This is a genomic window from Streptomyces sp. NPDC008079 (genome assembly GCF_042957385.1).
In the GTDB taxonomy this organism is placed as follows: Bacteria; Actinomycetota; Actinomycetes; order Streptomycetales; family Streptomycetaceae; genus Actinacidiphila.
Genome location: NZ_JBIBIC010000001.1, coordinates 675,279 through 696,391, shown reverse-complemented (window position 1 = coordinate 696,391; position 21,113 = coordinate 675,279). Strand labels below are relative to the sequence as shown.

Here is a 21,113-nt window from a genome sequence, read left to right as displayed (position 1 = left end):
CCCGCCGCCCGGCCTGCGATGCTCCCCGTCTCACCGAGCACCGTTCCAGGGGGCGACATGTCGTATCAGCAGCCGGGCCAGTCGGAGCCCGGTCTACGCCGGCGGATGTCGAGGGGCAAGGGGATTGCCCTCTGGTCGATGGGCGGCGTCGTCGGGATCCTGGTGCTGATGTTCATCATCGGCGCGGTGGCCGGCCCGGCGAAGAAGGACAAGCCTTCCAACGCGGCAGCCTCACCGTCGGCCAGTCCGACCGTTGCAGCGCCGGTCACGCCGGCAGCTACCGAGACAACGGCCGCTACGGCGACGACCACCCGGCCCGCGCCAAAGGCGACCGCCCCGGCCGTGACAGCGTCCGCCAAGCCGAAGGCCAGGGTGAAGCCGACCCAGACGGGGTGCGGGCCGATCCGAGATGTGATCATCTGGATGAAGGTCCCAGGCATCCCAGACAGCGCACAGGTCGTGGGCAACTGGAACCAGGCGACATGCAAGGACACCTTCGACACGCTCCCCGACGAGTCGCCGATCGGCCCCGGATTCTGTACGGAGGCAGCGTGGGTGAGCGACAACCCGGGCTACGACGCGGACGCCACCCCTGCGAAGCGCCCGAAGAAGGTACAGGCGGCCGTCGGCCCGGCCTGCTGACCGCGCCAACGCAGCAAGCAGCCCTCAGCTATCTCGATGGCTGGGGGCTTTGTCGTGCACGGGTCCGGCGGTCAGCACTTCCGCCACGGCTGGTCGGAGGCGGCGCAGACCGGGTCGGCTCAGCAGAGACAGACAGGCGCCCCGGCCATCCGCGGCCAGGGCGCCTGCTCGACGCGGTGCAAGTTAACCTGGTAGATAGTCAGCCGCCCGCCAGACGTCACCGCCCCACGCGCGCTACCTCCGGTCGGAGACGGGCCGGCCCGCGGGGTTCGTGAGGATCCGGCGAAGCTCTTCGATCAGCTCCGGCGTCGGGTCCGGCGCGGCGTCAGCGCAGTCGTTGATGTACGCGATGACGTCGTCGCCGAGGACCGCGCGGCGCTCCTCGCGGGTCACGCGATGGCCTCGGCGGCGTCGGCCTGCGGGCCGTAGATCGCGGCGCAGCCGGCGCAGTGCTTCACGCGGCGGCGGATGATCACGGCTTCGATCGCTTCGACCGTCCCGAGGCGGTGGCCCGGGTACCAGGCGGCTTCCGCAGCCTCGCGGGGCGTCTGGGTGGCCTGGACGCGGGCGGCGGCGACAAGGGCGCGCCGGGCGTCTGCGAGGGCTTCTTCACGCGTCGGGATACGGTCCGCGACTCGGGAGTGCTCCGCGTGCCACGCCTTCACGACACTCAGGTCGAACTTCCGGCCGCGGCCCTCGTAGGGCTCCTCCGGCATCCCCATGTCGAGCCACTTCAGGACCTGAGTCGCGGAGACCCCGTAGTAGGTCTCCAGCTGCTTCTGGCTGAGGAGGGGGAACAGGCCGGCGGGGAGGGGGGCGATGCGCTCAGTCTTCTTAGGCATCGGATTCCCGTTCTTCGGCATAAGCACAGCGCCCGCACGGCGTGCTGTAACCATGCCCATGTGTCCGCTGCGGATCTCCACGCGTACGGGTGGATTGAAATGCCCCTGCTTACCTCAGACGCTTCATCGCCAGTTGCAGGGGGGGACGGTTCTCTCATCACGACCATCTACCGCCGGGGAGAACCTTGAGCATGACAAGGCGTCGATTGGGCTACTCAGACACCGCTGTCGAACTGGGCGTGACCGTCACCTGGCTCCAGCGGCACATCAAGGAACTGCCGCACAAGAAGCTCGGCAACCGCCGCGTGTACTTCACCGACGCGGACATCGAGCGGATCGACGAGCTGGCTCATCGCGAGCCGGAGTCCGGCCCGCTTGCGCGGCCGGTGGTGGTCCCGGAGACGCTGGGCGGTCATCCGCTGGCGCATTTGAAGCCGCTGCCGTCGCGCGGCGACCGGGCCACTTCCTCATCTGTCCCTGACGTGGCGCGGGGCCGCACAGCTGCACAGTCAGCGAAGGATGGGATCCCCTCGGGCTACGACCACCGCTGACACCGGACGGGACGAAGCCCTGGCAGCATCGATGCAGGCAGCCTTGATCAGCGGCACCCGGTCATCTACGGCAATCGCGGGCGGGTGACAGTGGCGGCCCCTAAGCTGCGTCAGCAGTACTTGCATGGGAGCATGCATGCGCACGAGCGACTAAATTCGAGCAGAGAAGGGCGACCATGACAGGCACCGAACCCTTCGTTGAGCTGCATCTATACGGTGACCGGTTTCGCCACCATCAGATGCCGCTTGCGGCACTGTCCGAGCTCGTCGCCTACCAGGACCTGCTGGTAGAGGTTGCCAAGGGGCTGTTCAAGGCTTCCCACCCGGACCGCGAGCGTGTGCCCGCCAGATTCTCAGACAAACTCCAGTTGTCCCTGGGGGCGGTACGCGACGGATGCGTCACCGCGGTGCTGGAGAGGCCTGCGGCGGACTTCCAACAGGGTGATTTCCTGACCCAAGCCCAAGCGGCAGTCGAACGTGCGGTCGAAGCAGCATTCATGGGGCGCAGCACTCCCGCGGACTTCCCGTCGACCGCGCTGCCGTACTTCGGCCGGTTCGGTCGGACGTTGCACGATGGTGATTCGATCCAACTGCGAGCGCCTGGCGCTGACACCGGAGTCGAGTACACGCCGACGGTGCGGCGGCGCCTCATGCCGCTGCGCTCGGATCGGTTTCTCGCTGAGACCGAACTGGTTGGGCGAGTGACGAAGATCGACATCAATGCTTTAGTGGCTGCTCTGCGCCTCGATGATGGCAGTCAAGTTGAATGCCCCTTCGAGGAAGATCAATTCGACTTCTTCCGGTCTGCTCTCGCGCTGAACGAAGGGCCCAAGATCCGGGTCACCGGTCTGGCGGAAGTTGACGAGAACCAGCATCCCGTTCGCATGGTTGCCATCACGTCGGTTGAGCGCAACTCCCGCATCGACGAGCGACTGGGCGAACTGGCATCCCTTGACGACGGATGGCTGGGACCGCATACCGAATCCCCCAAGCCGCAGACCGGGGCTGTGGCGACCGCTCGGCTCCTAGCCCATCGCCTCGAAGAGACAGGTATAAACCTGCGCATCTACCCGCGCACCGAGGGCGGGATCTCTCTTCAGTCGAAGATCGGCAATCGGTCAGCGACGGTGGAGATCGAGAACACCCTTGGGGTCTACGTTCTCATCGTCGACACCGAGACCGGAGAAGACCACGAGCTGGAACTGCGGGAAATGGACGAAGACCGGATTGTGCAATTCGTCAGGGGTGGGGCGTGACCTTACAGAACAGCCGGAGTGCTCCTGCCCTCGTCGAAGGCGAGCGGCTCATCGACGACCCCGAGGAGATACTGCTGCGCCAGGCCGCCCCCAAGCAACTCGTCGACGAGGGGGCGCCCTCGTGGGAAGTGTTCCGCCCTACCAGTAGAGACGAGGACCGCTTGTCCACTCGTCAGGGCAGCCTCATGACGGCACAGCAGGCGTTCGAGGCACATGTCAAGGACGGATATCAGTCGGCTGGCACGTGGGCTGTTTCAGTGGCCGAGACCGAAGCCGTCGATGCTCGTAGCATCGATGACGCGGAACTTCCGGATAGCCCACCGGCGCATGCGTCGATCGACTTCCGCGGCATGGCGTCAAAGAGGGTCAAGATGAGCGCTGCCATACGACTGGCGGACTTCGCCCATACGCGAGGGCGCTTGCATCCCGCAGAGGACTTCTGAGTCCACTAGCCATTCACCTCCGCCCCGGCACCAAGGTGCCGGGGCGGTCGCGCGCGCGGATGTTGGCCGTCCGGATGTTGGTAGCCCACTTGGGGAACCGGGTGCGCTCAGCCGGACGCTTCGGTTCCCGTCACGATGCCGCCGCCGCAATCCCCGGAAGCGGCACGTGGGCCACCACCCTCGGCTTCGACAGGCTGGCGGCGATCCCGTCCGCCCGGTCCTCGAAGGTCACGCACGTCGCCCACAGCCTCGGGAGCAGCCAGTGCATATCCGACAGACGAGCCTCGCCTACCCGGCGTAGCACGTACGCCGAGACCTGCCCCGGATCGACGGACAAGTACGACCGGCCCTTCACCCGGACCTCCCACCCCTCGTAGCTCTCCCGCGCGCCCGCCTGACCGGCGCCGAGGTCGAGCCCCTGCGCGAGCAGCGCGCCTCCGTGCGCCTCCGTCAGGTCGCTGTACGCGGTCGCCGCGGCCATCAGCTCGGCGAGAGCCTGCTGCGCGGCCTCCGCGCGCCTGACGACCTCCTTGTGCCCCGCCTCCAGCTCCCGGCCGGCGGCCGTGATCTGCTTCCCAGCCGCCTTCTCCCGTTCCTCTCGCGTCGCCGCGAGCTGCACGGCCGCGGCCTGCTCGGTGAGGGCCTCCCGCAGTTCCCGGGCGTTGGCCGACTTCCGCGCCGCGTCCTGCGCCGCCGTGGCGAAGTGACCCGCCGCGACATCCGAGTACGGGGCGGCATCAAGCGCCGCCTTCGCCGCCTCCAGTGCCCGTTCCGCGGTCGCAGCTTCCGCTTCGGCCGCGGTGATTTGATCCTCAGTGAACATCGTTGGTTCCTCGTCTCTCGATCCGGTCTCCGCTGGCCAGGACGACCCGCGGCGTACGACGTTGCTGCGCCGGGCTGTCACGGCGGTCTGGTCGGCGACTGCTCGCCCGGCCGGGCCACCCCGGCGAACAGCCCGTCCGGGCGCTCGTCCACGAACCGCTGACCCGCGAAGTACCGCAGGTGCCCCACCAGCCGGTGCCCCGGCCCGTACCGGGCCACCGCCACCCGGTAAGCCAGCCACGCGAGGAGCACCCCGCCATCGACCTCCCACCCGCCCTCCGCGTCCGCCGTGCGCAGCGCGTCGAACTCCGCAGCGGCATCCACGACCTCCACCAGTGCCGCCTGCGCCTCGCGCACAGCCACTTGAAGCCGCAGCCGCGCGGCCGTCACAACGAGTCCCACGGGCCTGCCTCCCCCCGGACGTGGTACCGCGCGGTGATCCGCGCCCGCTGCTCCGGGCACGGATTGGAAGGCACAGACCGGGGCCTCGGTGGCTTCACCGGAGGCGGGTTCTCCACCCGGTTCATCGACTCCGTGACGGCGGCGAGCAACGCCTCGGGGTCGAGGGGGCGCACGCGTACCGCCACCTTCAGCCGGTCCACCTCCGCGGCGAACGCGGGGTCCTTCTTCCAGGCCGAGACTGTCGCCGGGCTCACCCCGACCTCCCGGGCGGTCGCCGCGTCAGACCGGCCGCCAGCCACGGACAGCAGCGCGCGGGCCTTCGCTTCCCGCTTCACCGCGGCCCCCCGAGCGGTCCGCCCGGCCCGTCGAGCGTCGGGAGGTACGGGCGCCCCCTCGGGCACGCCTTCGTACCGCGCTGCGGCGGCAACGGGCCGTCCTTCGCACCCCAGCGGGCGGGCAGGTCGTAGTCGTTCAACCACCAGTAGCGCCGCCAAGCGGTCGTGGCCGACATGCCCAGGTGCGCAGCCGCCTGGCGGAACGACTGCCCGGCGGCAACGCACTGGAGGACGGCCATGCCCTCGGTGGCCTTGATGTGGAAGGGCACGCGGACGTAGGGGGTGGGTCCTCCGCGTCGGTAGCCGCGACTGGCTTTGGTCACTGTGTTTCACCTTCAACGTTCTGGCGGTGGTTGGTGTTTGTGCTGGTGAGGGCTGGTTTTTGGTGGACGGGGTTCGGTCGGGTCTGTTGGTGTGGAGGTCTGCCTGGGGGGCCGGCGCGAGTTCTCATTGCGCGCGTGGTGGGGGTGGGAACCGGGTGCACGTGCTGGTCTCCATCACTTCGCCACTTGGCGGAGTGATGGGGGTTGGTCAGGGTCGGAAGGTGTCGGGGATCGCGGCGGCGGCGCGGACGAGGTCGGGTTCTTGGGGGAGGACGCCGGTGAGGACGGGGCAGCTGTCGCTGTGCCGGATCGTGGCGTGGAGCTGGCCGGTCGTGGTGTTGGTCGAGAGCTGTTCGATGCGTCCGGGGCAGTGTCCGCAGCGGTATTCGGTGATCATGCGGGCGAGAACTTCGGGGTCACCGAAGGCGTAGGTGCTGTGTGCGATAGGTGTTTCTGTCATTTCTGTCAGGCACTCCTTAAAGGGGTTCTGATACCTACTTCTTCTTCCATGTCTCATCCCAGACCAGGGGGTGGGCCAGGTAGCGGGGGCTGGGGGCGCGTCCTCGCTGCCCATCTAGGCGAGGCGGAGTGGGCAGCGCCACGACCCACCCGCGGTCCGCCAGTACGTGGATCGCGTCCTGTACGGCCTCGGACGTGACGCCGTCTGGGCCCCACGCGTTGCCGTCGACACCGCGCTGCGCGTCCCGGACGGTGAACGACTCCTGCCGCTTGTCCTCCTTGCGCCTGCACAGCCAGTCGAGGACGTCGCGGGCCGGCATGAGCTTGGCGTCGCGGTTGGCGCCCATCAGGTCCAAGCACAGTCGGGCGTGGGTGATGAAATACGGGGCCATCGCGAGGGCGTCAGCCAGCCGTTCCGCAGTGACGTACTTCGCGGCCGGGTCTTCGTAGAGGGTGATGAGCGCGGCGATCCGCGCGAGCTTCCCGGGGAGCTTGCTGGCCCACGAGGCCATCTGGTGCAGGTCTCCGCCGCGGCGCAGCCGGTCTTGCATCTGCTCCTGGAAGACGTACATGGCCTCGCTCGCTTCGTCGGTGAACGAGATCACGTTGACCATCGAGCTGCTCCACAGACCGTGGACAAGCGCGCGGAGCCGGTCCCGGAGGCGTTCGATGAGTTCCCCGGGGATCGCGACGGAGCCACGCGGGTTCTGGTAGCCGAGGCGGGAGGACGGGAAGCCGTAGAGGAACCGCTGGACGAAGCCGTTGTGGAGCATTTCGTCGTCCTTCTTGCGGCCGAGCTGCTCCAAGATGATCGGCTGCACGAGCAGGCCGATCGACAGGTACGCGCTGTCCATCTGGATGGAGTCGCGGCCGATCCGATCGACCGGCATCGCTTTGCCGTCGTACGCGTCGAGGGCGAATCCGGTGTCGGACGCGCCGCTGTTGTACAGGCCGCCCATCTGCTTGATAAGCGTGCCCTCGGAGTGGATGACCGCCATTCGCCCGCCTTGCAGCGCGGCCTTGAGGGGCATGGCGGCCGGGGTGATGTCGCCGAACAGCAGTCGGGGCGGCGCGGGGACAGGGGGAAGCGAGTCCAGCTCGCGCTTGGCCAGCCGGGCCTCGTCCATCTTGAGCGCGCGCTGATCGGACCGGGCCTTGATGGCGGCTTTCTCCGCGTCCTCCAGGCGGGCTTGGGCGATCTTCGCTTCCTGCTCCGCCTCCTCGATCTCGGGGATGGCCTTCGCCTGCAACTCCCTCTCGATGCCGCGCAGGGTGTCGCTGAACGGCCCCTCTGCCGCGCTCTTCCGCTCTCCGGCACCGGCCACGGTCGCCGTCCACAGCGACGGGGCCTCGGACCAGCCGGGGCGGATGCGGATCTGCACACGGCCGCCAACCGCCGTCGAGACGGCGACCAGGGCGATCATCCCGGGGATGTCCGGGGCGACCTGCACCTGCGCCGTGACCGCTTCTACGATCTCCGCCAAGTCGCCGCCGAGCAGCTTCACCGGGAACGGGGTGAGCTGAGGGCGGTCGATCGAGATGGGCTCTTCCCAGTTATCTTCACCCCCCTGGGGGTGCCTGACAGAAATGACAGAAGTCGCCCCGGACGAGTGGTCGATGTCGCTCCAGTCGACGGCCGGAGCATCGTCCGGGGCGATCAGCGCCCGGAGTTCGGCCGCGTCGTCGCGAGCAGTGAGGCAGCGCCTCTTGACCTCATCCAGCACTGGCCGCGGGAGGTGCGCTGCCGGGCCAGCCTGGTGGCCGCCGGCCGCGCGCATGATGTCGCGGGCTGCCTCGCTGGTGTTCCCGCCGTAGCTGAGGTGGGCGTAGAGACGCCCGACCGTCAGTTTGCCGCCGGGCGGCTGTGCCCCGCAGGGGAGGTCGGAGCGCTCCGACCAGTTGACAGCGACGTGGTCGTCACACAGGAGGCTGTAGTCGCTGCTCGGCTTGTCGCCGCCCGTCATCGGGCGCATCCACGCCTCGCGGCCGTCGCGGTGCTGGCCCTGGTAGGTCCACCCGGCGGGCAGCAGGACGTCCCGGAACTCCATGGTGTCGGCGAGGACGTCGAGAGGACCGTCGCCGGAGCGCACTTGGGCCCTTGCGTCCCGGGGCGGTCGGGGCGGGGGCACCTTCTGGCCGCTGCGGGTGTTCTTGCGCTGCTGCTTCTCCAGGCTCGCTTGCGCCAGGGTTTCGTATGCTCCAGGGGCGAGCTGCGCGGCGACGGCGGCCAGGTCCTCGAACCGGTACATGATGCCGCCGGGGGGACCGACAGCCGTAGGCCGCTCCAGTCCCTCCTTCCGGTTGACGCTGCCGGGCAGCTTCATCAGCCGGTCGAGGTTGCCGACCTCGCTGTCCCACGACCAGCCGCAGCGGTATGCCTGCGCGGCGAGGATGGCCTGCCACGCCATGGTTACTTCCTTGACGCGGCCACGGTCCTCTTCGTCTCCGATCACGCGCGGCTCGGCGAGCTTCCAGACCGGGTTGTAGCCCCCGCCGGACTCGGCCCAGTCGCTCGGCTTCGGCAGGCCCGACTCGGCGACGACCTTCGCCACCGCGTCCTTGTCCGGAGGTGCCGGCAGGTCATCGAGGCCGGGCTTGTGGCCGATGGTCCCGAAGTCCCCGTCTGCCCACAGGTGCGTGAGGGCGTGCGCGAGGTCTTCGCCGCCGCGCCCCTCGGTCGGCCGCTGCCGCAAAGGGGTGACCTGGACGTAGATGCCCTTCGGTCGGCGCTTGTCGAGCTGCACGGCGTAGGCCACTGCGGCCTTGATGCCGTCTTCGTCCGTGGCAAAGCGGCGGCCACCGAACCCATCGGCGTCGGAGCACATGCTCAGGTAGCCGGGCCGGTCCGCATAAAGGTGCGTCAGCCACATGTGCATGACCAACGGGTCGGCGGTGAGGCGCTGTTGTGAGGCGGTCGTCACCGCGGCACCCCCTGTGGGAATGGGAAGTAGTAGGCGCCGCCGGGGCGGCCGATGCAGCGGGAGCGTCGCGGGCAGACCCGCGGCGCGCCGACGTAACCGCCGGGGTGCATGTGCTGGTGGTCGCAGAACGGGCAGTCCACGACGAGGAACAGCAGGCTTCGCCCCTCGGGGTCGAGCCGGTCGGGGCTGCGGCTCGCAACGAGCCGGGCCGCCGCCGGCCGCAGGCCACCAGTCGGAACTTCGCGGGGAGCCACGACGGGAGCATCGTGCGAGGGGAACAGGCTGGGCTGTTCGGTGGTGCTCATGGGCACGCGCGTTTCTCCAGAAGGGAGCGCCGGGGCCCCCGCCCTGGTCGGGCGGGAGCAGCGGCGAGCGGAGTTGGCGGTCACGCGAGGCAGCTCCCTGCGTTGGCGACCTTGGTCAGTTCGCGGCGGACGGCCTCGATCCCCTCGGGCTCGGTTCCGACGACCTCGACGGACGCGCAGTGCTGCACGAGGTCGGGAAGCTCGTTCCAGAGCGAGAGGTAGTAGCGGGCGGACCCGACGTCGATGCGGCAGTTCGTGCCCGCCGGTAGGGGGTACGCCCCGAGCCAGCGGCGCGGGAGCCGCGCCGTACGGTGGCTGTCCACGTTGAGGCGGATCACCAGGACGGCGCGCACCGCGGGGCCCGGCCGTGCCGAGGCGACGTACAGGCGGCCCCGGTCCCGGCCGTTCACCGTGGTCCCTTGGTCGCCATCGCCAAGCGGTGCCGGACGAGGTCCAGTTCGGACAGGACGTTCGACAGGGCCGAGGCGAGGACGCCGTCGACCTGGGCGTCGGGGTCGGAGAAATCGACGTCCAGCAGGGACTCGGCGAGGAGGTGTTCGTCGTCGGGCTCGATGTACGACCGGCCTTCGTCCACGGCCGCCCCGAGCTGGGCGGCCCGTTCCTCGTCGTAGACCCGCAGGACGTAGGCGTGGAACAGGGGGTCGAGAGCGTGCGCCCGCTGGATCGGCGTGATCTTCTGCCATGCGCGGTGCCCGATCTGGATGTGGCCGACGCCTTCGGGGTGCTCGCGGAGAAGTTCGGCGCGTGCCTCTTGGACGGCGCCTAGCCAGGCCGAGGACGGCGAAGCCAGATCGGCGGCGATCTCGTCAAAGTCGGGGTCGGTCACGGCCGCACCGCCTGCCGTGCGGTGGTCTTCGCCCGGGTGACCGTGAAATGATGAGCCACGGTGATGGTCCGTTCTTGAATGCGTAGCCCTGGGTCGCTGGCGAGCGATGAGCCCGGGGCTTCGCTGTTGGGTGGGCTGTCATTCCTGGCCCCGTCTCGTCGGCGCTCGAATCGCCGACGCGGCGGGGTGTCCTACGTGACCTCGCGAAGGGGTCGAACCGCCCCGACCAGGGTCACCCTGCAACCGCATTGAGACTGCGGTTCAGTGCCTTTGAGCTGCACACTCTCGACGTGCTGACACGGAGATGGCACGGCCGGAATGGGTGCGGCGACCCCGGCTTCGGGTGCGTAAAGCAGTCGGACGACATCGAGGGTCGGCAGCTTGATCACTCGCCCGAGGCGAAGAACACGGGTGGTCGTCCACTCGCCGCGGCGGATCGCGGCGTAGACCGTCTCCGGGTTCACCCCGAGGATCGCTGCCACGGTCGGCACGTTGATGGTCGGCCCGAGGGCTTCGACCGCCTCGCGCGTCCAGGCGGACATCAGGCCGGCTCCTGGCTCTCGCCATCGCGGAGATAGGCCAGCACCTCGGTGCGGCTATACCGCACCAGGCGGGGGCCGATCTTGCGTGGCCTGGGCCCGATGCCCTGCCGCGCCCAGCGCTTCACTGTGTCTCGGTGCACCCGGGCGAGAGCGGCGTACTCCCCCCGCGTCAGGTCACAGTCTGATTGTTTGCTCAGATGCCGCCTTGCGGCAGGATCGTTTGTCACGCTGCCAAGGGTGCATGAGGGGGTTGTAGGTGTCAAGGTGGGGCCGTATTGTCATCTGTGCAAACGGTCACGCGGGTGTAGAAGGGGATCCATGGACGAGGCAGAGCAGAAGGCGCGGCTCGCGCAGACCGAGGCATGGAAGGCCCGGATCGCTTCAACTGCGGCTCGGGAGGTTCGCCGCTACCGCCTAGCCCGAGGTATGAGCGTTCAACGACTCGCCGACATTTGCACCGAGGAGTACGGGCTGCCCATGAAGCGCTCGGTCCTGGCGAACTTCGAGGGGGGGCGCCGGCCAGCCTTGAGCGTTGCCGAGTTGCTGATCCTCGCCAGGATTCTCCAGGCGCCCCCGCTGCTATTCATCTTCCCTGTCGGCCAAGAAGAGACCGTGGAAGTGCTCCCCGGCGAAGCAGTCGACACATGGGACGCGCTGCAATGGTTCACCGGTGAGGGGCGCTTCCCGTCGGAGCGCATCCCCCGAGGCGAGACCGAACCCAACACCGGTCTGCCCGAGTGGTACGACGACCCGGAGGAGGGTTGGCAGGAGGGGGCCGCGCCCATCGTCCTCACCCGGGAGCATGCACGGCTGGTCGCTGAGTGGGCGCAGGAGCAGACGTCGCTTCGGCGCATCGTGCTCAGCATGTCCAGCGGCGAGAGCGAAGCAGTCCGACCCTTCCGGGTCGAAGCCGACCCGGACGCCGCCGACCTGATGAGGTTCAAGCTGCACGAGCAGCGTCTGCGACGCATCGAGGAAGACCTCGATCTCGTGCGGGCACAGATGCGAAGTCTCGGGATGACGCCTCCAGACGACGAGTTCATCACCCGGTGGACAGCCGACAACCTCCTGTTGGCGCTCACCACTCAAACAGCCCTAGCCAACATCCCCAGCGAGCCGCTGCAACCTGAGTCGGATGAGGACGAGTGAAGCCCTACCGAGCCTGTTCGTGCCGCGATCCGGAGACGAAGAGGTTGCTCGGCAAGAAGTGCCCGGACCTCTCCAAAAAGGGGCACGGCGCCTGGTACGCCCGCTACGAGGCACCCCCCTCCGCCAACGGGAAGCGCCGGCAGCCGCGGGTCGGCCCGTTCGACACAGAGCGGGAGTGCAAGGTCGAACTCGGCAAGGTGCTCGGCACCGCCGCCAGCCCGAAGGCGCACGACGAGCGGAAGACGACGTTCGGCCAGTACCTCGAACGGCGGTACACCTGGCGGAAGTCCGAGGCCGAGACCGGCGAGGGCCTGGCGAAGTCCACCCTGGACGCCGAGCGCGAGACGATCGACCTGTACGGCGCGCCGGGCCTCGGGCACATCAAGGTCGTGGACCTGACCGACGAGCACTTCCGTGAGCTGTACGCGGCCATGCGAAAGCTCAACCGGCCCGAGGAGCAGGGCGACCGCTCCGAGGTGCTGCGTCGGCTGAAGGAGGCGCGGGCCACCAGGGACGGGAAGCGGCTGCACTCCCGCCCGATCTCCGAGAGCCGCATCCGTCGCGTGCACGCCGTTCTCCACGGCGCCTTGGTGGACGCGGTGAAGCTGTCCAAGATCCGGCCGGACAACCCCGCAGACGGCGTGTGGCGGACCAAGGGCGGCAAGCGGAAGCAGGGCCGCGCCAAGCCGCTGCTGTGGACGGCCGAGCGGGTCGAGCAGTGGGAGAAGACCGGGGTCATCCCGGCGAAGGTTATGGTGTGGTCATCGGACCAGTGCGGCGCGTTCCTCGACTTCGCCGAGGCGGCCGACGAGCGGCTGTACCCGGCGTTCCATCTCGATGCGTACTACGGTCCGCGGCGCGGCGAGCTGGTGGGCGCGGCCGAGCAGGATCTCAGCCTGTCCCGGCGGCGCCTGCACATCCTCCAGTCGCAGTCCGATGATGAGCTGGACGACACCAAGACCGAGGCCGGCTACCGGCAGATCCCGCTCGATGACGAAACGCTCCGGGTGCTGAAGGTCTGGCACAGGCGGAAGCTCGAAGAGCGGATGCAGTGGGGCGAGGCGTACAAGGACGCCGGCCGGGTGTTCTGCTACGAGGACGGGACCGCGCTGAAGCCGGAGTACCTGTCGAGCCGCCTGCGCATCCTGATCGAGCGGTACGCGGCCCTGCGGGCGCGGGTGCTCAAGGACGGCTGGTCGATCGAGCGGACCGCCCGGAAGCACCGCACGACGGAGGCGGCCGTCGAGGTGGCGCTGACGCTGGCGCTTCCGCCGATCCGCTTCCACGATCTGCGTCACGGCGCCGCCACGATGCTGATCGCGGCCGGGGTGGACGACAAATTCGTCAGCGAAGTCCTCGGACATGCGTCCAGTTCCTTCACGAAAGACGTGTACGCGGTTGTGGCCGAGGAGATGGCCGCGGACGCCACGAAGCGCATCGCCGCGTTCATCCCGCGCCAGAACCGCCTCAAGGCCGTTGGTGCCAGCACTGTGCCATCCGGGGGCAAATGATGACCCCGGAGACGACTCAGGGAGCCCGTGCCGATTGGCACGAACTCCCTGGTCATGTGGCGGAGGCGGAGGGATTTGAACCCTCGATGGACGGTAAAGCCCAAACCGCATTAGCAGTGCGGCGCCATAGACCGGACTAGGCGACGCCTCCTGGTACGTGCCCGGGTGAGCGGGCGCGTGTGCAGATGATGACACAGCCGTGCGGGCCGCGACCAATCGCAGACTACGGTACAAGGCCGCCGGTGGGCAGGGCAAAGGGGTAGTGCGGGGACGCGCCCACGAAGGAGTGGGTTGCGGGGGCGGGCGGGCCCGCACGGGTAGGGAGGGGCGCATGCGAAACCCCCGAGCCACCGCACCCCGTACGACGCGGAACCGCGCCCCGAAGGGCACCCGCGCGCCCCAGGGCACCCGTACCGTCCTCGCGTTCCTCACCCTGGCCGCGCCCCTCGCCGCGCCCCTCGTGGCCGCCGGCGGCGCCGCGGCGGTCGGCGTCCCGCGCCCCACCCCCGTCGAGCGGCTGATGGAGAGCCGCCTGACCGTGACGTACGCGGCGGCGCCCGACGCCCAGCCGCGGACGTACACCCTCGACTGCGGCCCCGCCGGGGCGAAGGAGGAGACCGACCCGGCGTGTGAGCATCTCGTGGAGATCGGGGGACCGGAGCGTGCGGTGCCCGCGGGGCAGATGTGCTCGATGATCTACGGGGGACCGCAGACGGCCCACGTGACGGGCGTGTGGCGGGGCCGGACGGTCGACGAGGAGTACAGCAGGACGAACGGCTGCGAGGTGTCGCGCTGGCAGCGGATGGTGCCCGCGCTCCCGGCCGCGAACGGCGCGAACGGCCTGAACGGCGCGAATACCGCGAGCGACGCGGTGAACAGCGCCGACGCGAGCGCCGGAGGTACGCGGACGGACACGACCGTACGTTCGTGACGTACGCCACACCCGCGCGCCCCCGGCCGAACGCGGCGCCCGAACACCCCGCTCCCAAGGGGCACATGGACATCCGGGGCCGCGCGAGGGGGCCCGACCCGTACACTCGGTCTAGTGACATGTCCCGGGGGTGGCGGCAAGATGGGCCGCCCGTGACAAGCCGCCCGCCCGTGAGAGCTGGCAGCACAAGAGCGGAAACGAAAGCGCAAGCAAGAGCGGACATCAGCGCGGGAAAACGGCGGCGCAGGACAGTGCGGCACGTGCGGTAACAGGGAGGACGCGTCTCGTGAGCAGCAGGCCATCCAGAGGCGCTGCTCGCCTCGCCTCGATACTCGATGCCCTGCCCGACGCGCTGCTGCTGGTCGACGTCAACGGCACGGTGGTCAACGCCAACGCGATAGCGATCGAGACGTTCGAGTCGCCGGGTACGGCGCTGGTGGGGCGGGGCCTGCTCGACCTGCTGCCCTCCTTCGACTCCAAGCGGATTCCCGGCTCGATGCGCAGCCCGCGCGAGGCCGCGGAGGACACCCGCACGAAGCCGACCCGGATGGTGGCGCGGCGGACCGACGGCACGGAGTTCCCGGTCGAGGTCACCAGCGCCAATCTGGAGGACCCGCGCACCCCGTACGCCGACTTCGGTGAGCCCCAGCCGCCCCACTACACCGGCGACGAGCTGCTGATGCTGGTGGTCCGCGACCTCACCGGCACGCTCGACACCGAGGCCGAACTGGCCCGCCAGCAGCGCCAGACGGAGATGATCCTGCGCGCGGCGGCCGAGGGCGTGGTCGGTGTGGACACCGCGGGCAAGGTCGTCCTCGTCAACCCGTCGGCCGCGCAGATCCTCGGCCACCGGGCGACCGACCTGGGCGGCAAGGAGCTGCACCCGCTGGTGCACCACTCGCGCAGGGACGGTTCTCCGCTGCCGTACGAGGAGACCCCGCTCGCCGACACGCTGCGCTCCGGGCGCAAGCACCGCGTCCGCGGCCAGGTGCTGTGGCGCAAGGACGGCCGCGCGGTGCCGGTGGACCTGACGACGGCGCCGGTACGGGACGGCGACCAGCTCGTCGGCGCGGTGATGACGTTCACCGACCGTACGGCGTACGACGCGCTCGCCGCCCGCGCGCTGCAACTCGGCGCGCTGCTCGACACCTCGCTGCGCGGGCCGCTGGCCGAACTGCGCGGCGAGCTGACGGGGCTGGCCGCCGACCCGGCCGGGCAGCTCTGGCCCGAGGCCAACCAGATCCTGCACCACCTGTCCGCCGGCTACTCCCGCATCACCACCCTCATCGACAACGTGCTGGCCTTCCAGCGGCTCGACCGCGGCGAGGACAAGCTGCGGCGCGAGACGGTCGGGCTCGACAAGGTGGTGGCCGCGGCCGTGGAGGGCGCGGTCGAGCTGATCGGGCCGGGACGCGCGCAGTACGCGGTGCACGCGCCGCCGATCGAGGCGTCCCTGGACGCCGAGCGGATGGCGCAGGCCCTCGCCCACCTCGTCGCCGACGTCGCGGGCGTCGACTCGGCGGGCAACGCCATCGCGTACGCCGGTGACTCGACGATCGTGGTCGCGGCGGCCCAGCGCGGCGACGTCATAAGGATCGACGTCCGCGGCCCGCACGCGGGCGGCGACCCCGTCCATCTCCCGCTCGCCCGCGGCATCGTGGAACGGCACGGCGGCGTGCTCCAGACCCACGAGGTGCCCGGCGGCAGCGCGTACGTCCTGGAGGTCCCGGTCGGCCGCGCCCGTCAGAAGAACGGCTCGGCCGCCGCTTCCGACGCCTCGGGTACGGGTACGGAATCGGCCACGGGTGGCCGTACGGAAAGCGGTACGGAATCAGGTACGGATACGGCCGCGGGTACGGGCTCGGGTACGTCGGGGTCGGGCGACGCGTCGGAGCAGCCGCGTGAGTCCGAGACCACCGTGATGCCCTTGCCGACCGAGCCGATGCGCGGGACCACCGGGCAGGGGTCGAACGCGGCGCCGGGCGCGGGCAATGGCACCGGGCCGGACTCCGGGAGCGGCGTACGGCGGGCACCGCACCAGCGGCAGGCGCCGCAGGACAGCGGGGCGGCGGTCGCGCCCTGGTCGATCCCGGCCGCGCCCGACCAGGACTCCGCCCCGACCGGGCGGCGCCGCGCGCTGCGTCGGCCCGGCGACGAGTCGGACGGCGGGAGCGCGGGCGGCAACGGCGGCGCGGGGCGCGAGATCGCGCCCGCCGACGGGGCGCAGCCCACCGGCCGCAGGGCGCGGCGGGCCAGGACCGACGACCAGGAGCAGGAACGAGGCGGGGGCGCGGCGGGTCAACCCGCCGGGGGCGCGGCGGGTCAACCCGCCCTCCCGCAGGGGCAGTCCGCGCTTCCGCAGGGGCAGTTCGCGCTTCCGCAGGCGCGGGCGGGGCTACCGCAGAGCCCGCTCCCCCAGACCCACCTTCCGCAGCCGCAGATTCCGCAGGCCCAGGTCCCGCACGCCCTGCCGCCCGTCCAACCGCCCGTCCAGCCGCCTGTTCAGCAGAGCCCCGGCCAGGACCCGCGCGGGCTTTCCGCTCCCGAGGCGGGCACCGGCCGTCGCGCGCGCCGCGCCATCGAGACCGCCGCGCCGGACAGCGGCGCCGCCGTCGTACCGCAGCAGCAGGGCCACGTGCCCGAGCCGCCGCGGCAGCCGCAGCCGCAGACCTGGCCGAGCCCCGGACAGAGCGCGGGTCAGGCGGCGGACGAGGAGCCGGAAGGACCCGTACCGCCGCGGTCGTGGCCCGCGCCGTCGCAGCAGCCGCCGCAGCCGCAGCCGACCGCGTGGCCCGCGGCGCCGCAGAATCCGCAGCCGTCGACCTCGCTGCCGTCGCAGCAGCAGGCGCCGTCCTCGCAGCCGCCGTCGCCCGGCCAGGGTCAGCCGCCGCAGGCTCCGGCCGCGTCGGCGGCCGGACCGGGTACGGCGGGACCGTCCCCGCAGCGCGGCGGCCCGGCGCCGCAGCAGGACCCGTCGCAGAGCAGCCACGGCCGTGCCATAAGCGTGCGTACGCTCGGGCAGGGCATGCCGTTCGGGCAGCAGGCGGGCGATCCGCAGACCCAGACGCAGGCGGTGCAGGCCCAGTCGGGGCTGCCCGCGCAGGTGACGGCGAGCGGTTCCGGCCGCCGCCGCAGGCTGAACCCGCCGCAGCAGCCGCAGCCCGTACAACCGGGTCAGCCCGAGCAGAACGGCCAGCCCGTCCAGAACGGCCAGCCCGAGCAGAACGGCCGGACCGAGCAACAGCAACAGCACGGTCCCGGCGGCGAGACGCAGGCCCGTCAGCACCCGCAGGCCGACCCGGACAGCGGTCAACTCCCCATCCGCCGCCCCGAACCCCAGCCGCAGCGCGGCGCGGGCCGGTCCGCGATCCCCGGCCAGGCCCCGGCGCCGGACGACGACCGCGAGACGGCGCTGCTGCGGCCGGTCCCGGCTGCCGATCCCGTTCCGAAGTCCCAGCCGCCGGTGCCGCGTGAGGCGGGCGGCCGGGCGTACGCCATAGGCGCGCCCGCGGAGGGCGCCGCCGAGGGCCCCGAACCGCTGGACGGCCCCAATGGCGCGGTCGACGTCACCGACATCGCCGACGACCGCATGGAGGAGTCCTTCGACGAGCCGCGCCGCCTGCTGGTGTGGCCCGAGCCGGACACCTCCACCCGCCAGGCCCTGACCGACCGCGGCTACCGGCCGGTGATCGTGCGCTCCCGCGAGGAGGTCGACGCGCAGATCGCCGAGCCGCCCGCCGCGCTCTTCGTGGACCCGCTCACCGGGCCCATCACGCGTACGGCCCTCCAGTCGCTACGGCAGGCCGCCGCGGCGGCCGACGTGCCCGTCCTGGTCACGGCCGGTCTCGGGCAGGCCACCCGCGAGGCCGCGTACGGCGCCGACCCGGCCGTACTCCTCAAGGCGCTCGCCCCGCGCGACAGCGAGCAGCACCCCCCGCGGGTTCTGCTCGTGGAGAGCCACGAGCCGATCGCCCAGGCGTTCGCGGCCACGCTCGAACGGCGCGGCATGCAGGTCTCGCACGCCGATTCCGAGACCGACGCCATGTCCAAGGCCGCCCAGATGCATCCCAACCTGGTCGTCATGGACCTCATGCTCATCCGGCGCCGCCGCCAGGGCATCGTCGACTGGCTGCGCGGCAACGCCCGCCTCAACAACACCCCCCTGGTCGTCTACACCTCCGCCGACATCGACCCCGCCGAGCTCCCCCGCCTCGCCTCCGGCGAGACCGTCCTCTTCCTCGCCGAGCGCTCCACCAGCCCGGACGTCCAGGCCCGAATCGTCGACTTGCTCGCCAAAATCGGAGCCTGACCCCTCCGGGGAGGTCCCCCGTCGTTGGGGGCGCGGCCCCAGCGCGGTTCCCTCCCCCGGGCGGCGAGCCGATCCTTCAAGGGGCACCGGACTGTGCTTGATCTGCGGCCGCCGCCGCGCGCGGGCGGCGCGCTCAGCCACGGCGCTCCCGCACGTCACCACCCGCCCCAGCGGGGCAGATCGGCTGTTCCCGGACCACCGGCCGGTGGTGGGTTGCCCGCGCAGTTCCCCGCGCCCCTGACGGGGCGCACCGTCTTTCGTCCGGGGCCAGGCACGGGCTTTTAGGGGCGCGGGGAACTGCGCGCTCAACCACGACGTGCGCGCACGTCACCACCCGCCCCAGCGGGGCAGCCCGGTGGCGGCTGGCCGCGCCCCTGACGGGCCCGCACCGTCTCTCGGCCGGGGGCCAGGCACGGGCATTTAGGGGCGCGGGGAACTGCGCGCTCAACCACGACGTGCGCGCACGTCACGACCCGCCCCGGCAGGGCAGACGCGGCGTGGGTCAGGGAAGGTGTTCGGGAGGGCCGGGCCGGAGGCCAGGCTGGCGGATCATGGCGGTGATCTCGGCGGCGGCGACGGCGGCACGGCCGGGCCGCTTGAGGAGGCGTTCGGCGAAGGGCCAGCCGACCACGCCGAGAGAGATCTCCTCGGAACCGCCGAGGCCACGGTGACGGCCGGGGCCACCCGGGGCACCGGAACCCCCGTCCCAGCCACCCGGGGCACCGGAACCCTCGGGGTCGGCCTCGACGCACGTGATGGTCAGGGCGCCGCCGCGACCGTAGCGGGCATGGCCGACCGCGTCCCAGGGGATGTGGCGGGCGCGGGAGGACAGGAGGCCGCGGACGCGCAGGCCGCCGCTGTCCGCGGTGATCTGCCAGGTCATGAGGCGCCAGCCGCCGTAGAACCAGGTGAGGGCCACGAAGGAGAACCAGAGCACGCGCGACCAGGGCCAGTCGCCGACGGCGGCGGACGTCACCGCTCCGGCTCCGGTCACGAGCATGACCGCACCGACGCAGCGCGCGACAGGCCCCGCGTGCCAGCGCACCGGCCCGGCGGCGGCCACCACGGTGCCGAGGGCCCGCTGGACGTCGATCTCGGCGGCCTGACGGTGTCCGGCATCCCGTCGCCCGGCCGTCGAGCCCGCGTCGCCGTGGTCGACGGCCGGCCCGCCGCGTATCGGGGACAGGGACACCTCGACGGACGGCTTCGCGGCAGGGCCGCTCTCGGCGGACGTCAGGACGAGGGCGCCGTCCTCGCTGAGCGCGCCGTAGAGGATGACGTCGTGTACGCCGGAACGGGCGTGCGGAAACGGCTCGTAGTGCAACACGGGCTCGAGCCCGAGGCCATCGGCGCCGTATATCTCGGTGAAACCGTCCGCCCTCGTCCGGGCGCGCGCCCGGAGGACCGGTACGGGGCCGCGCCGGAGGGCGACCACGCGGCGGCGGGCGAGCTGCCCCGAGAGCGCCGAGGCGAGGCCGAGCCCTACGAGGGCCATGCCGCCGGCCTGGCGGAGGAAGTGGGACAGGTCGTCGAGGTACGGCTCGCCCGCCAGCCGTACCCAGTCGCCGTGGAGCAGTACGGTCACGGTGCCGACGTCCCGGTAGTCGCCGTCCACGTCGAAGCGGTGACGGGAGCCGTCCGGCATGCGCACCGTGAGCAGGTAGTCGTCCGGGTTGTAGGCGACGACGGGAACGTCCCGGGCCACGGCTACCCGCGCGGTACGGTCATCGGCCCGGTCCTGTACGACGACGGTCACGATCAGGGCGGCGCCCACCGCGCACATGAGCAGCCCGGCGACCCGACGGAACAGGCCCCGCTGCCCCGGCTCGATGCCGTCCGGCATGGGAGCGGACGCGGTGACGCCCCCGGCGGCCTCCGCGATGAGGGCGCGCTGGCGGCGGCGGGCCCGCAGCCGTTGCGCCACGGCCAGCCAGCCCCAGCACAGCGCGGCGACGACCACCGCGGCCGCGACCTTCTCGCCGGCCCCGCCCTCCCACTGGCCGGGCCGGGCCAGGTAGAGCAGGAGCAGCGGGGCGGTCAGGACGGCCAGTTCCGGCAGGAAGAACAGGCACACGAGGTGGGGCAGGAAGAGCATCGTGCCGGTCTTGTCCACCCATTCCTCGCCGCAGGGCGCCTGCGGAGTGCAGGTGGGGTCGGGACTCATCAGGACCGCGGCGAACACGGCGACCACCAAGACCACGGCGGGCAGCGTCGGCCGCACCCACGCCGCCCTGGGCCCGGCCGCCCGCCACCTGCGGGCGTCGGCGGCGAGCCACGGGCGCGCGGCGCCCCCGGCGTACGACGTGCCATCGGACCCGCCGTCGTATACGTCGTCGGAGACGTCTCCGGATACGTCTCCGCGCACACCGCCGGACCCGCCGTCAGGCACACCCTCGGACCCGCCGTCGCTGATCATCGGTGCGTCATGGGAGTACCCGTGTCCGTCCTGGCCGAGGGCGCGTCGAAAGCGGCGTCCGCCGAGCCGACCAGGCTCTTCCCGCCGCACCAGCAGATCGTTTTACC

Annotated in this window: 22 protein-coding genes and 1 tRNA gene; 8 read left to right on the top strand and 15 right to left on the bottom strand. The window is 71.1% G+C overall.

All coding sequences use genetic code 11. The annotated features are described in order from the left end of the window. Nucleotides 1–57 precede the first annotated feature (57 nt). Nucleotides 58–642: a hypothetical protein gene (locus ACFZAM_RS02935; protein WP_391042238.1), complete on the top strand. Its 585-nt coding sequence runs from the start codon at nucleotides 58–60 to the stop codon at nucleotides 640–642. A gap of 234 nt (nucleotides 643–876) precedes the next feature. On the opposite strand, the gene ACFZAM_RS02930 is transcribed toward ACFZAM_RS02935, so the two are convergent. Both ACFZAM_RS02930 and ACFZAM_RS02925 read right to left on the bottom strand, forming a co-directional pair. Then, nucleotides 877–1,035 carry a hypothetical protein gene (locus ACFZAM_RS02930; protein ID WP_391042236.1) on the bottom strand — a complete coding sequence of 53 codons (159 nt, stop codon included), beginning with the start codon at nucleotides 1,033–1,035 and terminating at the stop codon, nucleotides 877–879. Then, nucleotides 1,032–1,484: a hypothetical protein gene (locus tag ACFZAM_RS02925; RefSeq protein WP_391042234.1), complete on the bottom strand. Its 453-nt coding sequence runs from the start codon at nucleotides 1,482–1,484 to the stop codon at nucleotides 1,032–1,034. The genes ACFZAM_RS02930 and ACFZAM_RS02925 overlap by 4 nt, the downstream gene beginning before the upstream one ends. 191 nt (nucleotides 1,485–1,675) lie before the next feature. Between ACFZAM_RS02925 and ACFZAM_RS02920 the strand changes: the two genes are divergently transcribed. The 3 genes from ACFZAM_RS02920 to ACFZAM_RS02910 all read left to right on the top strand — a co-directional run bounded on the left by ACFZAM_RS02920 (nucleotide 1,676) and on the right by ACFZAM_RS02910 (nucleotide 3,734). Beyond that, the gene (locus ACFZAM_RS02920) at nucleotides 1,676–2,035 is read left to right on the top strand and encodes a DNA-binding protein (RefSeq protein ID WP_391042232.1); all 360 of its coding nucleotides are present in this window, start codon (nucleotides 1,676–1,678) and stop codon (nucleotides 2,033–2,035) included. A 176-nt stretch (nucleotides 2,036–2,211) separates the two neighbouring features. After that, nucleotides 2,212–3,291: a hypothetical protein gene (locus tag ACFZAM_RS02915; RefSeq protein ID WP_391042230.1), complete on the top strand. Its 1,080-nt coding sequence runs from the start codon at nucleotides 2,212–2,214 to the stop codon at nucleotides 3,289–3,291. Beyond that, the gene (locus ACFZAM_RS02910; protein WP_391042229.1) at nucleotides 3,288–3,734 is read left to right on the top strand and encodes a hypothetical protein; all 447 of its coding nucleotides are present in this window, start codon (nucleotides 3,288–3,290) and stop codon (nucleotides 3,732–3,734) included. The genes ACFZAM_RS02915 and ACFZAM_RS02910 overlap by 4 nt, the downstream gene beginning before the upstream one ends. 130 nt (nucleotides 3,735–3,864) lie before the next feature. Here ACFZAM_RS02910 and ACFZAM_RS02905 read toward each other — a convergent pair whose 3' ends face one another. The 11 genes from ACFZAM_RS02905 to ACFZAM_RS02855 form a co-directional block, all read right to left on the bottom strand. Beyond that, nucleotides 3,865–4,557 (bottom strand): hypothetical protein, encoded by a 693-nt coding sequence (locus ACFZAM_RS02905; RefSeq protein ID WP_391042227.1) that lies wholly within the window; start codon nucleotides 4,555–4,557, stop codon nucleotides 3,865–3,867. Nucleotides 4,558–4,634: 77 nt separating this feature from the next. Further along, complete coding sequence (locus ACFZAM_RS02900) at nucleotides 4,635–4,958, bottom strand: hypothetical protein (RefSeq protein ID WP_391042225.1); 324 nt, start codon at nucleotides 4,956–4,958, stop codon at nucleotides 4,635–4,637. Continuing rightward, the gene (locus ACFZAM_RS02895; RefSeq protein ID WP_391042224.1) at nucleotides 4,943–5,212 is read right to left on the bottom strand and encodes a hypothetical protein; all 270 of its coding nucleotides are present in this window, start codon (nucleotides 5,210–5,212) and stop codon (nucleotides 4,943–4,945) included. The genes ACFZAM_RS02900 and ACFZAM_RS02895 overlap by 16 nt, the downstream gene beginning before the upstream one ends. A 77-nt stretch (nucleotides 5,213–5,289) precedes the next feature. After that, nucleotides 5,290–5,616: a LysR family transcriptional regulator gene (locus tag ACFZAM_RS02890; RefSeq protein ID WP_391042222.1), complete on the bottom strand. Its 327-nt coding sequence runs from the start codon at nucleotides 5,614–5,616 to the stop codon at nucleotides 5,290–5,292. Between the two features lie 208 nt (nucleotides 5,617–5,824). Continuing rightward, the gene (locus ACFZAM_RS02885; RefSeq protein ID WP_391042220.1) at nucleotides 5,825–6,076 is read right to left on the bottom strand and encodes a hypothetical protein; all 252 of its coding nucleotides are present in this window, start codon (nucleotides 6,074–6,076) and stop codon (nucleotides 5,825–5,827) included. 34 nt (nucleotides 6,077–6,110) lie between these two features. Beyond that, nucleotides 6,111–8,996, bottom strand: coding sequence for a DUF3987 domain-containing protein (locus ACFZAM_RS02880; RefSeq protein WP_391042218.1), 2,886 nt, complete (start codon nucleotides 8,994–8,996; stop codon nucleotides 6,111–6,113). Next, nucleotides 8,993–9,301 (bottom strand): hypothetical protein, encoded by a 309-nt coding sequence (locus ACFZAM_RS02875; RefSeq protein WP_391042217.1) that lies wholly within the window; start codon nucleotides 9,299–9,301, stop codon nucleotides 8,993–8,995. Before ACFZAM_RS02875 ends, ACFZAM_RS02880 begins: the two co-directional genes overlap by 4 nt. 80 nt (nucleotides 9,302–9,381) lie before the next feature. After that, complete coding sequence (locus tag ACFZAM_RS02870; RefSeq protein ID WP_391042215.1) at nucleotides 9,382–9,711, bottom strand: hypothetical protein; 330 nt, start codon at nucleotides 9,709–9,711, stop codon at nucleotides 9,382–9,384. Further along, entirely contained in the window at nucleotides 9,708–10,148 is a 441-nt protein-coding gene (locus ACFZAM_RS02865; RefSeq protein ID WP_391042213.1) for a hypothetical protein, read from the bottom strand. The genes ACFZAM_RS02870 and ACFZAM_RS02865 overlap by 4 nt, the downstream gene beginning before the upstream one ends. Nucleotides 10,149–10,339: 191 nt before the next feature. Next, nucleotides 10,340–10,690 (bottom strand): DNA-binding protein, encoded by a 351-nt coding sequence (locus ACFZAM_RS02860; RefSeq protein ID WP_391042212.1) that lies wholly within the window; start codon nucleotides 10,688–10,690, stop codon nucleotides 10,340–10,342. Continuing rightward, nucleotides 10,690–10,917 (bottom strand): helix-turn-helix domain-containing protein, encoded by a 228-nt coding sequence (locus ACFZAM_RS02855; protein ID WP_391042211.1) that lies wholly within the window; start codon nucleotides 10,915–10,917, stop codon nucleotides 10,690–10,692. The genes ACFZAM_RS02860 and ACFZAM_RS02855 overlap by 1 nt, the downstream gene beginning before the upstream one ends. Nucleotides 10,918–11,008: 91 nt before the next feature. Here ACFZAM_RS02855 and ACFZAM_RS02850 point away from each other — a divergent pair, with 91 nt between their 5' ends. Both ACFZAM_RS02850 and ACFZAM_RS02845 read left to right on the top strand, forming a co-directional pair. Next, on the top strand, nucleotides 11,009–11,839 hold the full coding sequence (locus tag ACFZAM_RS02850) for a helix-turn-helix domain-containing protein (protein WP_391042209.1): 831 nt from the start codon (nucleotides 11,009–11,011) through the stop codon (nucleotides 11,837–11,839). After that, complete coding sequence (locus ACFZAM_RS02845) at nucleotides 11,836–13,350, top strand: tyrosine-type recombinase/integrase (RefSeq protein ID WP_391042207.1); 1,515 nt, start codon at nucleotides 11,836–11,838, stop codon at nucleotides 13,348–13,350. The genes ACFZAM_RS02850 and ACFZAM_RS02845 overlap by 4 nt, the downstream gene beginning before the upstream one ends. A gap of 57 nt (nucleotides 13,351–13,407) precedes the next feature. On the opposite strand, the gene ACFZAM_RS02840 is transcribed toward ACFZAM_RS02845, so the two are convergent. Then, nucleotides 13,408–13,501: transfer RNA gene (locus tag ACFZAM_RS02840), tRNA-Ser, on the bottom strand. A 180-nt stretch (nucleotides 13,502–13,681) separates the two neighbouring features. On the opposite strand from ACFZAM_RS02840, the gene ACFZAM_RS02835 reads away from it, so the two are divergent. Together ACFZAM_RS02835 and ACFZAM_RS02830 are read left to right on the top strand one after the other, a co-directional pair. Next, entirely contained in the window at nucleotides 13,682–14,281 is a 600-nt protein-coding gene (locus ACFZAM_RS02835) for an SSI family serine proteinase inhibitor (RefSeq protein WP_391042205.1), read from the top strand. 286 nt (nucleotides 14,282–14,567) lie between these two features. Further along, on the top strand, nucleotides 14,568–18,590 hold the full coding sequence (locus ACFZAM_RS02830) for a PAS domain-containing protein (RefSeq protein WP_391042203.1): 4,023 nt from the start codon (nucleotides 14,568–14,570) through the stop codon (nucleotides 18,588–18,590). Between the two features lie 502 nt (nucleotides 18,591–19,092). Here the strand turns inward: ACFZAM_RS02830 and ACFZAM_RS02825 are convergent. Then, the gene (locus tag ACFZAM_RS02825; protein WP_391042201.1) at nucleotides 19,093–21,006 is read right to left on the bottom strand and encodes a hypothetical protein; all 1,914 of its coding nucleotides are present in this window, start codon (nucleotides 21,004–21,006) and stop codon (nucleotides 19,093–19,095) included. Between the last annotated feature and the right edge of the window lie 107 nt (nucleotides 21,007–21,113).